This window comes from Maritimimonas sp. 2205BS37-2 (genome assembly GCF_056591755.1).
Genome location: NZ_JBWQOI010000003.1, coordinates 319899 through 330914 on the forward strand (window position 1 = coordinate 319899; position 11016 = coordinate 330914).

Annotated in this window: 13 protein-coding genes and 1 tRNA gene; 6 read left to right on the forward strand and 8 right to left on the reverse strand. The window is 33.1% G+C overall.

The genetic code is table 11. The features are described 5' to 3' along the window. Positions 1 to 7 precede the first annotated feature (7 nt). The 3 genes from AC1EUU_RS14460 to AC1EUU_RS14470 are packed head-to-tail and all read left to right on the forward strand — an operon-like array spanning position 8 to position 2892. The gene (locus AC1EUU_RS14460; RefSeq protein WP_480202157.1) at positions 8 to 691 is read left to right on the forward strand and encodes a response regulator; all 684 of its coding nucleotides are present in this window, start codon (positions 8 to 10) and stop codon (positions 689 to 691) included. 40 nt (positions 692 to 731) lie between these two features. Then, positions 732 to 1790 carry a ThiF family adenylyltransferase gene (locus tag AC1EUU_RS14465; RefSeq protein WP_480202158.1) on the forward strand — a complete coding sequence of 353 codons (1059 nt, stop codon included), beginning with the start codon at positions 732 to 734 and terminating at the stop codon, positions 1788 to 1790. A gap of 31 nt (positions 1791 to 1821) precedes the next feature. After that, positions 1822 to 2892 (forward strand): adenylate/guanylate cyclase domain-containing protein, encoded by a 1071-nt coding sequence (locus tag AC1EUU_RS14470; RefSeq protein WP_480202159.1) that lies wholly within the window; start codon positions 1822 to 1824, stop codon positions 2890 to 2892. 52 nt (positions 2893 to 2944) lie between these two features. On the opposite strand, the gene AC1EUU_RS14475 is transcribed toward AC1EUU_RS14470, so the two are convergent. Further along, positions 2945 to 3026: transfer RNA gene (locus AC1EUU_RS14475), tRNA-Leu, on the reverse strand. Positions 3027 to 3119: 93 nt separating this feature from the next. Between AC1EUU_RS14475 and AC1EUU_RS14480 the strand changes: the two genes are divergently transcribed. Next, entirely contained in the window at positions 3120 to 4502 is a 1383-nt protein-coding gene (locus AC1EUU_RS14480; RefSeq protein WP_480202160.1) for a dipeptidase, read from the forward strand. 10 nt (positions 4503 to 4512) lie between these two features. Here the strand turns inward: AC1EUU_RS14480 and AC1EUU_RS14485 are convergent, their stop codons facing one another. From AC1EUU_RS14485 to AC1EUU_RS14495, 3 genes are all read right to left on the reverse strand, one after another. After that, positions 4513 to 4680 carry a hypothetical protein gene (locus tag AC1EUU_RS14485; protein WP_480202161.1) on the reverse strand — a complete coding sequence of 56 codons (168 nt, stop codon included), beginning with the start codon at positions 4678 to 4680 and terminating at the stop codon, positions 4513 to 4515. 75 nt (positions 4681 to 4755) lie between these two features. After that, on the reverse strand, positions 4756 to 5409 hold the full coding sequence (locus tag AC1EUU_RS14490; RefSeq protein WP_480202162.1) for a DUF2490 domain-containing protein: 654 nt from the start codon (positions 5407 to 5409) through the stop codon (positions 4756 to 4758). Between the two features lie 2 nt (positions 5410 to 5411). After that, entirely contained in the window at positions 5412 to 5987 is a 576-nt protein-coding gene (locus AC1EUU_RS14495) for a hypothetical protein (protein WP_480202163.1), read from the reverse strand. A 126-nt stretch (positions 5988 to 6113) separates the two neighbouring features. On the opposite strand from AC1EUU_RS14495, the gene AC1EUU_RS14500 reads away from it, so the two are divergent. After that, positions 6114 to 7214 carry a DUF4407 domain-containing protein gene (locus tag AC1EUU_RS14500; RefSeq protein WP_480202164.1) on the forward strand — a complete coding sequence of 367 codons (1101 nt, stop codon included), beginning with the start codon at positions 6114 to 6116 and terminating at the stop codon, positions 7212 to 7214. A 10-nt stretch (positions 7215 to 7224) separates the two neighbouring features. On the opposite strand, the gene AC1EUU_RS14505 is transcribed toward AC1EUU_RS14500, so the two are convergent. Together AC1EUU_RS14505 and AC1EUU_RS14510 are read right to left on the reverse strand one after the other, a co-directional pair. After that, positions 7225 to 7533, reverse strand: coding sequence for a hypothetical protein (locus AC1EUU_RS14505; RefSeq protein ID WP_480202165.1), 309 nt, complete (start codon positions 7531 to 7533; stop codon positions 7225 to 7227). Between the two features lie 25 nt (positions 7534 to 7558). After that, on the reverse strand, positions 7559 to 8137 hold the full coding sequence (locus AC1EUU_RS14510; RefSeq protein WP_480202166.1) for a PhnA domain-containing protein: 579 nt from the start codon (positions 8135 to 8137) through the stop codon (positions 7559 to 7561). 41 nt (positions 8138 to 8178) lie between these two features. Between AC1EUU_RS14510 and AC1EUU_RS14515 the strand changes: the two genes are divergently transcribed. Beyond that, positions 8179 to 8679 (forward strand): GNAT family N-acetyltransferase, encoded by a 501-nt coding sequence (locus AC1EUU_RS14515; protein WP_480202167.1) that lies wholly within the window; start codon positions 8179 to 8181, stop codon positions 8677 to 8679. Between the two features lie 55 nt (positions 8680 to 8734). Here AC1EUU_RS14515 and ade read toward each other — a convergent pair whose 3' ends face one another. Together ade and AC1EUU_RS14525 are read right to left on the reverse strand one after the other, a co-directional pair. Then, the gene (gene ade, locus AC1EUU_RS14520) at positions 8735 to 10357 is read right to left on the reverse strand and encodes an adenine deaminase (RefSeq protein WP_480202168.1); all 1623 of its coding nucleotides are present in this window, start codon (positions 10355 to 10357) and stop codon (positions 8735 to 8737) included. Positions 10358 to 10442: 85 nt separating this feature from the next. Next, on the reverse strand, positions 10443 to 10754 hold the full coding sequence (locus AC1EUU_RS14525) for a hypothetical protein (RefSeq protein ID WP_480202169.1): 312 nt from the start codon (positions 10752 to 10754) through the stop codon (positions 10443 to 10445). Positions 10755 to 11016: the final 262 nt, after the last annotated feature.

An 11016-nucleotide genomic window follows, 5' to 3' on the forward strand; every position in this document is an offset into this window, starting at 1 on the left:
AAACAGAATGGCCAGCAGTGAATATAAAGTCTTCATTATAGATGATCACCCTCTAATTTCTGAGGCCTACAAAAGCGCGTTTAATCATTATAGTAAACAAGGCAACAATATTATTTTTAAGATTAGTGTTGCACATAATTGCGATGATGCTTATAATAAGATTTTAGAGTTTTCGGAAAACCGAATACCATTAGACATTGTATTTCTAGATATAAAACTACCTCCGTCAAAAGATGGTGAAATACTATCAGGAGAAGATCTTGGATTAAGAATTAATGAATTATTCCCAAGTACTAAAATTATAGTTGCTACTACTTTTAATGATAATTATAGGATACATAGTATCTTTAAAAACATTAATCCGGATGGGTTTTTAACTAAAAATGATATTACTCCAAAAGAATTAGTAACTGCTATAGATACTATAATAAACGATCCTCCTTATTATAGTAAATCTATTATAAAACTCTTGCGAAAAGAGGTTTCAAGTCATTTTTTACTTGATGATATTGATAGAAAAATGCTGTATGAATTATCCATTGGCACTAGAATGAAAGATCTTCCCAATATTATTCCTTTATCTATTGCTGCACTTGAAAAACGTAAACGTCACATCAAGCAAGCTTTTAATGTTTCTACCTCCGATGATAAAGAGTTACTTTATGTTGCTCGTGAAAAAGGATTTATTTAACAAAGAGGAAATTGACTATTATTGCAGAGAGGTTTAAACCATGAACTTAACAAAACAAGAACAACAACAATATAACCGTCATCTTATTTTAGACAAAATAGGTATAGAAGGACAGTTAAAACTTAAGCAGGCTAAAGTTTTAGTTATTGGAGCTGGTGGTTTAGGATGTCCGATATTACAGTATTTAACTGCTGCTGGTGTTGGTACCATAGGAGTTATAGATAACGATGTGGTAGATCAAAGTAACTTACAACGTCAAGTGCTGTTCACAATTGATGATATTGGGAAGTCAAAATCTGAAATTGCCGTTAAACGGTTATCAAAACTAAATCCATTTACTCAGTTTAACGCTTATGCCGAAAAATTAACTATACATAATGCGATTCCCTTGTTTCAAAAATATGATATCATTGTTGATGGCAGCGATAATTTCTCAACACGCTATTTAACCAATGACGCATCGGTTATTACTGACAAACCATTGGTTTACGGAGCCATCTTTAAATTTGAAGGGCAGGTAAGCGTATTTAATTATAACGCAAGCGCAACTTATAGATGTTTATACCCTATTCCTCCAAAGCCTGAAGAATCACCGAATTGCTCACAAATAGGCGTTTTAGGAGTATTACCCGGAATTATTGGAAGCATGCAGGCCACGGAAGTAATTAAGATCATATGCGGAATAGGTACTATTTTATTCAATAAATTATTAATCCTTGATGTTCTAAGTATGCGTCAAATGTTATTGAATTTTCAAAAAACTGATAATGCGCACATAACAGTACTAGAAGAAGACTATGATTTATTTTGTGGAATAAAAGCGATAGAAAATGAAATAACTTTAAGTGAATTAAAGCATATTATAAATGAGTACAATTTATTGGATGTAAGAGAACAATGGGAGCGAGATTTACACCATATCGGTGGTCAACATATTCCTTTAGGAGAGGTTTCTAAACGTTTTGATGAAATTGATACTTCAAAAAGCATTGCAGTTTATTGTAAATCTGGAGTTAGAAGTAGCGCTGCAATTCAAATACTTCAAGATAAATTACCCCAAGCTTCATTTATTAATGTTAAAAATGGCATCGCTTCTTAATTCATCATTTTTCTTTTAGTATTCAATCATTATGAATAAGAATTTAAAAACCTATCTCAACTTACTTTGGCAATCAATACTATTTTGGGTTGTTGCATTTTTAGCTTTTTACCTATTGCGTTATATAGGTATAGAAGAAAACTACACCCCAAAAAACGATATAGCAGAGTTATCAAGTTTTAAGGTTCTTGAATACCTTTTAATTATTGGTGTTTTTATTGGACTATTTTACTCAGTAATAGAATTTTTATTTGACAAACATTTATCTAAACGAGCTAAGTTATGGCAACAGCTGCTTATAAAAACGTTTATTTACTTTGTTCTTTTAATAGCCTCTGTTTCTTTTATTAGATGGTTTTATGCTTATGAAAATAATGTTAAAGAAGCAGTAGTATATAGAGGATGGTGGCATGCCAACAAAGGTTTTTGGGTAACGGTTTTTTTCTTTGTATTAGCATCGTTAAATTTTTCATTTATAAAAATTGCTATTGAAAAATTTGGCAAAAACAACTTCCTGAAAATGTTACTTGGCACTTATAAAAAGCCTAAGGAAGAAAAACGCATTTTTATGTTTTTAGATTTAAAGGATTCTACTACGATTGCTGAAAAATTAGGGCATTTTAAATATAGTGAGTTTATACAAGAGTGTTTTTTTGATTTGAACGAGGTCGTTCCGAGATTCGACGCCGAAATTTACCAATATGTAGGCGATGAAGCGGTTCTCACCTGGCCATACACCAAAGGACTTGCAAATAATAATTGTGTTGAGTTATACTTTGCCTTCCAAGAAAAATTGCTTAAAAAAGCTAAGAATTACAACGATCGTTTTGGTGAAATTCCAGAATTTAAAGCCGGATTGCATGGAGGGAAATTAATAGTTGCTGAAGTAGGCACATTAAAGAAGGAATTAGCCTATCATGGCGATGTTATCAATACTACTGCACGTATACAAGCAGAATGCAATACTTATAAGGCTCCTTTGCTAATTTCTGAATCACTTCTTAGTCATCTAAACTCTGATTTAGGTTTTCAAACTACTTTTTTAGGAAAAGTATTATTAAAAGGGAAACTTAAAGAAGTTAATATATTTTCGATTTATTAATTTGGATTAGTTATTATAATAAAAAAGCTCTCAACAATTTGAGAGCTTTAAGTGCGGATGAAGGGAGTCGAACCCCCACGCCTCGCGGCACTAGATCCTAAGTCTAGCGTGTCTACCAATTCCACCACATCCGCAGAATTGTGGGTGCAAATATAAGCAATCCTACTAAACTGCAAAGCTACTCATCTATATTTTTACTACTTTTGATTTTGAATAAATTCTAAGCAATGAATAGTATAAAATCATACATAAGCCGACATAAAGATCGTTTTTTAGATGAACTCATTGAGCTTTTAAAAATCCCTTCTATTTCGGCAGATTCGGCCTATAAAAAAGATGTGATCGCTACAGCAGAAGTTATTAAAAAATCTCTAGAACAGGCTGGATGTGATTTTGTGGAAATTTGTGAAACACCAGGTTATCCAATTGTATTTGGAGAAAAGATTATCAATAAAGATTTACCCACCGTTTTGGTTTATGGACACTATGATGTGCAACCACCAGACCCATTAGATTTATGGGACTCCCCTCCTTTTGAGCCAGTTATTAAAACAACAGATAAACATCCTGAAGGAGCCATTTTTGCAAGGGGAGCATGCGATGACAAAGGACAATTATACATGCATGTTAAGGCTTTAGAATATTTAACGAGTACTAATCAACTTCCATGTAATGTTAAATTTATGATAGAAGGCGAAGAAGAGGTTGGGTCTGAAAGTCTAGCTTGGTTTGTTCCTAGAAACAAAGAAAAATTAGCTAACGACGTAATTTTGATTTCAGATACCGGCATGATAGCAAATGACACACCTTCTATTACTACAGGTTTACGTGGTTTGAGTTACGTGGAGGTAGAAGTAACCGGACCGAATCGTGATTTACATTCAGGGTTATATGGTGGTGCCGTGGCCAATCCTATTAATGTATTAACAAAAATGATTGCTTCTTTGCATGATGAAAATAACCACATAACAATCCCGGGGTTTTATGACAAGGTTGAAGAGCTTTCCAAAGAAGAACGTAATGAAATGGCAAAAGCCCCTTTTTCATTAGCTAAATATAAAGAAGCTCTGGCTATTGATGATATATATGGTGAAGAAGGTTACACCACTAATGAGCGTAATTCTATCCGACCAACCTTAGATGTTAATGGAATCTGGGGAGGTTATATCGGTGAAGGCGCAAAAACTGTTATTGCAAGTAAAGCCTATGCCAAAATTTCAATGCGCTTAGTACCAAATCAAGATTGGGAAGAAATTACACAACTTTTCAAGCAACATTTTGAAAGCATAGCCCCTAAAAGTGTACACGTTGATGTAAAGCCTCATCATGGGGGACAAGGTTATGTAACACCAATTGATTCTAAAGGATATCGAGCAGCAAGTAAAGCTTATGAAGAAACTTTTGGTAAAAAGCCAATTCCTCAAAGAAGTGGTGGTAGTATCCCAATAGTTTCACTTTTTGAGAAAGAGCTTAAAAGTAAAACGATTTTGATGGGTTTTGGTTTAGACAGTGATGCCATACATTCGCCAAATGAACACTTTGGCGTATGGAACTATCTAAAGGGTATAGAAACTATACCCTGGTTTTATAAATATTTTAGCGAAATGTAATACTAATGAATTATAGATTTTCTAACTGATTAAAATAGCCCAACTCATCATTTTTAATTGCCGATGACAATCTTTTTGAGGGTCTGTTATGATTCTTTTCTAAGTAACTCGTGATTTTACTTAGTGTTGTTAATTTGAAAATTTCCGCTTTAATTCTTTGATTTTTTTTTGTTGACATTTTGTGTGTTTAGGTTTGTTCTTCGAAATAACAACAACTTAAAAGCAAAAACTCCTACCTTTTTTTCAATAAAAATTAAAAAGTAATATACCAAGTAGTCCGAAACCATAATCGATGCTTAGGATTTGAGTTCAAAAATTCTCCTAATCGATAATCAAAACCGAATTCTAACTTATCTTTTTTACTAATTCTATATCCTAAATAAGGTGCCAAGCGAGCTTCAAAATCCTCATGAGTGAAATTCCATAAATACTCATTCCCTATTTTTAAATAAAATTCTCTTATGTCAACTTTCTCACCACTTAGGGCTTTCTGAAGTGTGATTCTATAGCGCGTTCTAAACTCTGGATTTACATTAGCCTGAAAAAACTGTTCAAATCCAATTCTATGCCCAACCCGCACCGTGTTAAAATTGTTCACCAAATTATAATGTTGTAAAAATCGATGAACTATATCTCCATTCTCTCTAAAGCGAATTAAGTAACCAATATTTAATGATTGATTAAGTGAAGTTTTAAATGAAAGAATAGAAGCAATATCGACTAGGCTATGCTCAAAAATAAAGTCTTCCTTATATATAACTTCTCTAGCCTCAACACTATTTACCCATTTTATAGTTTCTGAAACCTTTACGGTTGTATTTATTTTAGGCAACCATCCAGTATTGAAAGATGATTGAGAAAAGCTATAGAAGCTACATAATATAAAAGTCCAGACTATAAATCTCATAATTAAAACTGAAGATTATCAGAATTTGCAGGAACAATTTCCAAATCCTTTAATACTACACCCTGAGGATCTAGTAAAAGTTCATACATTTTATAACTCCTTTGGTTTTTCCCTTTTAAGACTATTTCGTATAAATGAGCCTTACTCATTTTTACATTTCCCTTAATGAGACCAATCAATTCAGCCTCACTAGCTTTCCACTGTATTTGCGTTTTTTTAACGCGATATTTTATAAATTTCTTCTCAAGCGTTACTATTATTTTATCAAATTCATCCTTTGGTATTTCAGAGAACCTTATCGTTTTTTCAACGTCAATAATAGCACCTTTTAAATCGAATTCAATACTAAACTTATAGGTATCTTTGGTTGATTTTGCCTCGTAAGTTTTACCATCTTGACTTTCTTCTATATACCACTTTACATTTCTTGAAAAATTACATTTCTGAATAAACGCTTTTGCTTTTGCAGGAACCTCATCTGCTCCAACACGATATTCCCTTTCAAACTTTTGTTGTGAAAAAGCAGTAAAAATTCCACCACTAACAAAAATCAAAAAAAACCACTTTCTAAAATGCATAGACTCAAATTAAGGTTACAAACAAAAATAATAATTCTAAATAGCATCTTATAAACATAATTTTAACTTTTTAATCGTAACATTTCAACCAATTTAGCGTTAAATTATAATATACTCCTTTTTACCATGCTAAAAAATTTCTTTTGGATGTGCTCTGGCGCAGACCCTGATGTACTTAACGATAGCCCAAAGTCTGAACAAATTAAGTATGCCGGTATAGGCGGCACTGTTTTCTTTACTGCTATCATGGCTTTTATATCTGGATCTTATGCCTTATATACCGTTTTTGACAATGTCTATATGGCTATCGCCTTTGGACTTATTTGGGGCTTGCTTATATTCAATTTAGATCGATTTATTGTATCTACAATTAAAAAAAGGGATTCTATATGGAAAGAACTGATTCAAGCTTCGCCAAGAATTATTCTAGCTGTGATTATTGCCGTAGTTATTTCAAAGCCATTAGAGATGAAAATTTTCGAAAAAGAAATTGATCAGGTTTTGTTAGCGCAAAAAAATGAATTGACTTTAGAGAATCAAAATCAGATTGCGCAACAATTCACTCCAGAGATCGATAGAATTCAATCAGAAATAACAGCTATTAAAAATACCGTAGATGCTAAGGAAAAAGAAGTAAATGATTTGTACGAAACATATATTGCCGAAGCAGAAGGTCGTAAAGGAACATTGCTAATTGGTAAAGGCCCCGTTTATAAAGAGAAGCGTGAAAAACACGATGTCCTTTTGCAAGAGCTGCAACAATTAAAACAAGAAAGTAAAACGAAGATTACAGAAAAAGAATCAACAATAGCCTCCTTAAGAGCCAAGCAAGATAATCAAGTGATCGTAAGCCAACCAATTATAGATGGTTTCGACGGCCTTATGGCTCGGATAAATGCCTTAGGAGAGTTAGCATGGTTTCCTTCGTTTTTTATTTTACTTCTCTTTTTGGCGATTGAAACTGCTCCGGTTTTCGCAAAGATAATGGCACCAAAGGGTGCTTATGACCTCAAGCTAGAAGAACAAGAAAGTGCCTTAGCAGTTTGGGTAGCGCAACAAAAAAATCAGAGAGCCGCTGTACTGGCCACTGATACCACATTAAATGAAAAAGTGTATTACGATGTTGCCGAAGATCAAGAAGTATATGCTTATAAAAAACAAAAGGCGAAAGAATTATTTAGAAAACAATCAGATGCTTTTTATAAAAAACAAACTGATTTATTGTAAAGCCATTTCTCTAGAAATCTCCTTTAGCCCATTTCTCTTGTAATGCCAAGTATTTTTCTTTTGGCTCGCAAGTACGCCAGTTTATATGGTGCTTTTTACAAACTTTTAAATGGAATAAAAAACCTAAAAGGGGGTGGCCTATAATAAAAAGCAAACTATAAGCTCTAAAATAATATGCGAAAATTGCTGAAAGGCTTATATAAAAAATAAATTTCCCCGGAATCTTCCATTTGGGTCTTACAAATTTACCGTTATGAAAATACCCAATACACCATATTAGTAGCGCCAATAAAATATATAATAACTGAAGTTTGCTCATTACTATAAATTAGCTTCTTAAAAAATTACAACCTCTTAACGTATTTGGTGAGAATGACAATATGCTGACCATCTACTTTTCCTTCAATATATTCAGCATTATCTTGATCCAAAGAAATTCTACGAACTGCGGTTCCCTGTTTGGCTACCATACTCGATCCTTTTACTTTAAGGTCTTTAATTAATACCACCGAATCTCCAGATTTAAGAGGTACCCCATTAACATCTTTATGGATTATTTTTTCACTTTCACTTAGTCCTTCCCCAGTAGCTTTTGCCAGCTTTAATGTTTCGTCATCTAAGTACAATAGATCAAGTAAATCTTGTGGCCATCCTTCGCTTTTTAATCTAGACAGCATTCTCCAAGCCACTATCTGAACAGTCTTGTGTTCACTCCACATACTTTCGTTTAAACACCTCCAGTGATTAACATCCATTTTTGCTACATCATTAATCTGATCGATACAAGTCTTACATGCCAATAAGCTTCCATCAATACCACCTATAGAAACAGGAGGCACCTCATAAACGTCTAAATTATTTTTATCTCCACATAATTCGCACTGGCTTGCACTTCTTTCTTTCAATTCTTCAAATAAACCCATCTTTCATTTTTAGATGCGCTAAAAATACTACATTTACCACTATGATTTTAAAAACTGAAAGGCTAAACATTACAGAATTATGTTTAGAAGACGCTCCATTTTTCTTCGAATTGGTAAATGACCCCGATTGGAAAAGGTTTATTGGCGACAGAAATATTTTAACCGTAAAAGATGCGGAAAACTATTTATCTGAAAGGATTATACCTAGCTATAAAAACTGGGGATTTGGTTTTTATAAAGTTACACTCAAAAACAGTAATACTCCTATTGGAATTTCGGGATTAGTAGATAGAGATGCTTTGGATCATGTAGATGTTGGATTTGCTTTTTTACCTAAGGGAAGAGGTAAAGGCTATGCATATGAAAGTACAAAAGCCATATTAGAATATGCCAAAGAAGAATTAAAGCTTAACCCTATTCTTGGAATTGCAAATGTCGATAACAAAAAGTCACATCAACTGTTAGAACGGCTTGGTTTACATTTTGAAAAGATGGTTCTTCTACCAGACGAAACTAAAGAGATCTGTTTATTCTCTACTTAGTTGCTAGACGCTATGCTTTCCATTCTAAATTCTTTCGTTTAACTCATTTCTTCATTTATTTAACTTCCAATGAGGTAAATTGAAATTTTTCACCATCAAACAAACCTTTATCACTTAATTTTAAAGAAGGTATTACCAAAAGAGCCATAAATGATAGTGTCATATAAGGTGCATTTAATTGGCTTCCCATTTGCTTAGCCATTTGATCTAATTGCGCATAGGCCTTACCAATGGCTTCTGCTGATTGATCACTCATTATGCCTGCAACAGGCAAAGCTACCACCTTTTCATTAGTATCTGAAACGGCACAAATTCCGCCTTTGTTTTCTATCAAAAGATTTACTGCCTTACAAATGGCCTCATCAGAAACACCAATAGCTATAATGTTATGAGAATCGTGTCCTACAGAACTTGCAATCGCTCCTTCTTTTAATCCAAAATTCTTAATAAAAGCAATTGAAGGATCACTATTTTTATAACGATTCACAACTGTTATTTTTAAGATATCTTTTTCAACATTAGAAATTAAATTGCCTTCTTTTATTAAGCTTTCAACTTCAATCGTATTCGTTACTAGCTCACCATCTAATGCCTCAATCACCCTTATTTTATCTGAAGCAGAGTGAAATTCGAAATCAGAAGTTCGTTTTTTATCTACATTGAAATTATTCAATACTTTAAATTCTACCGGTTTTACAAATGATTTTCCGGAATCAGCCACCAATTCACCATTAATGTACGTCTGAATTACTTTAAACTTTTCTAGATCTTCCACTACAATAAAATCTGCAAAGTCGCCTTCTTTTAAGAGTCCTACATCCAAATTATAGTGTTCAACGGCATTCACACATGCCACTTGTAATATTTTAAAAACATCTATTCCCTTCGCTACGGCTCGCTCACATAATTGATTTATATGACCCACTAATAAATCATCAGGATGTTTATCATCTGAACAAAACATCATATTCTCAAAATGAGATGGAAGCAGATCAATAAGTGCCTCAAAGTTTTTAGCGGCACTACCCTCTCGAATTATGATTTTCATCCCTTTTTTGAGCTTTTCTAATGCTTCCTCGTATGTAAAACATTCATGGTCGGTAGAAATTCCTGCAGCAATGTATTTCGTGATATCATCACCTCGTAATCCTGGGGCATGCCCATCAATAGGTTTATTATAATATTTTGCCCATGCAATTTTCTGAAGCACTTCTTTATCTTCATAAATTACACCGGGATAGTTCATCATTTCAGCTAGATACTTAATATCATCATTTTCCATCATTTTTTTGATCTCATTGGCATCAATGATGGCACCGGCACTTTCAAATGACGTAGCTGGTACGCAAGATGGAGCTCCAAAATTGAATTTCAAGGGTACTTTTTTACCATTATCTATCATAAAATCTACACCATTTACTCCTAAAACATTGGCAATTTCATGTGGGTCTGAAACCGTGGCTACTGTACCATGCAAAACGGCAATTCGAGCAAATTCAGAGGGCACGAGCATCGAGCTCTCTATATGGATATGAGCATCTACAAATCCGGGAAGTATATATTGTTCATTTGAATGGCTACTTTCTCTAATGGCGGAGATTTTTCCATTAGAAACTTCAATTTCTCCTTTAAAAATTCGTCGATTTAAGATATCAACAATATTACCTTTAATGTACATTTAGCTATTATTTATAGCTAATGTACAAAGAATAAAACTGAAATATTTACTGCTTATTAAGCAAGAAAACGGAAGGGTGGTTGAATTAATTCAATATCGCAGCAATTGAAAAATCGCGCTCTTTTATATGAATTGTTTCTTTTTCTTGAACTTGTGGTTGAATATTATTAAGAATATTTTCTGCGAAAGCATAATCAACTTTTCTAAAACGATCTGCCTTATATGCATTGTAACCACTGCGGGGTGATTTTGCTTCTTCTAAAACTAAACCTCCATCATAAGGATTAAAACCGACAATAGTATATAAGTCGCCTTTTTTTAGGCCTCCTAATTTATACCATCTTCTTTTAGCGTTTACACAAACTACTACTTCACCGATTTTAAAATTATGATTCATATTGTTTACTTATTTAGGTTAGTACACTTCTAAAACAATTAAGTATCAAAAACTCCTAACTATTAAACTCTATTTTTTGCAATCTATTGTAAAAAAATAAGGAGAAAAGTAACTTTGAAGATTATAAATGCTATGAAAACTGTGACTTTTCTCCTTTCTCCCCTAATTTGTTAACTATTTTTAAATAGCTATAAATTTTACTAAAAACTTACGGTACAAACATATCTGCTAAACGTACTCAAGTCAATAGCAGATTTGGTGA

What these genes read in the sequence shown, in the direction of transcription:
- AC1EUU_RS14460 (WP_480202157.1), top strand. Translation starts at nt 8, where the DNA reads ATGGCCAGCAGTGAATATAAAGTCTTCATTATAGATGATCACCCTCTA.
- AC1EUU_RS14465 (WP_480202158.1), top strand. Translation starts at nt 732, where the DNA reads ATGAACTTAACAAAACAAGAACAACAACAATATAACCGTCATCTTATT.
- AC1EUU_RS14470 (WP_480202159.1), top strand. Translation starts at nt 1,822, where the DNA reads ATGAATAAGAATTTAAAAACCTATCTCAACTTACTTTGGCAATCAATA.
- AC1EUU_RS14480 (WP_480202160.1), top strand. Translation starts at nt 3,120, where the DNA reads ATGAATAGTATAAAATCATACATAAGCCGACATAAAGATCGTTTTTTA.
- AC1EUU_RS14485 (WP_480202161.1), bottom strand. Translation starts at nt 4,680, where the DNA reads ATGTCAACAAAAAAAAATCAAAGAATTAAAGCGGAAATTTTCAAATTA.
- AC1EUU_RS14490 (WP_480202162.1), bottom strand. Translation starts at nt 5,409, where the DNA reads ATGAGATTTATAGTCTGGACTTTTATATTATGTAGCTTCTATAGCTTT.
- AC1EUU_RS14495 (WP_480202163.1), bottom strand. Translation starts at nt 5,987, where the DNA reads ATGCATTTTAGAAAGTGGTTTTTTTTGATTTTTGTTAGTGGTGGAATT.
- AC1EUU_RS14500 (WP_480202164.1), top strand. Translation starts at nt 6,114, where the DNA reads ATGCTAAAAAATTTCTTTTGGATGTGCTCTGGCGCAGACCCTGATGTA.
- AC1EUU_RS14505 (WP_480202165.1), bottom strand. Translation starts at nt 7,533, where the DNA reads ATGAGCAAACTTCAGTTATTATATATTTTATTGGCGCTACTAATATGG.
- AC1EUU_RS14510 (WP_480202166.1), bottom strand. Translation starts at nt 8,137, where the DNA reads ATGGGTTTATTTGAAGAATTGAAAGAAAGAAGTGCAAGCCAGTGCGAA.
- AC1EUU_RS14515 (WP_480202167.1), top strand. Translation starts at nt 8,179, where the DNA reads ATGATTTTAAAAACTGAAAGGCTAAACATTACAGAATTATGTTTAGAA.
- ade (WP_480202168.1), bottom strand. Translation starts at nt 10,357, where the DNA reads ATGTACATTAAAGGTAATATTGTTGATATCTTAAATCGACGAATTTTT.
- AC1EUU_RS14525 (WP_480202169.1), bottom strand. Translation starts at nt 10,754, where the DNA reads ATGAATCATAATTTTAAAATCGGTGAAGTAGTAGTTTGTGTAAACGCT.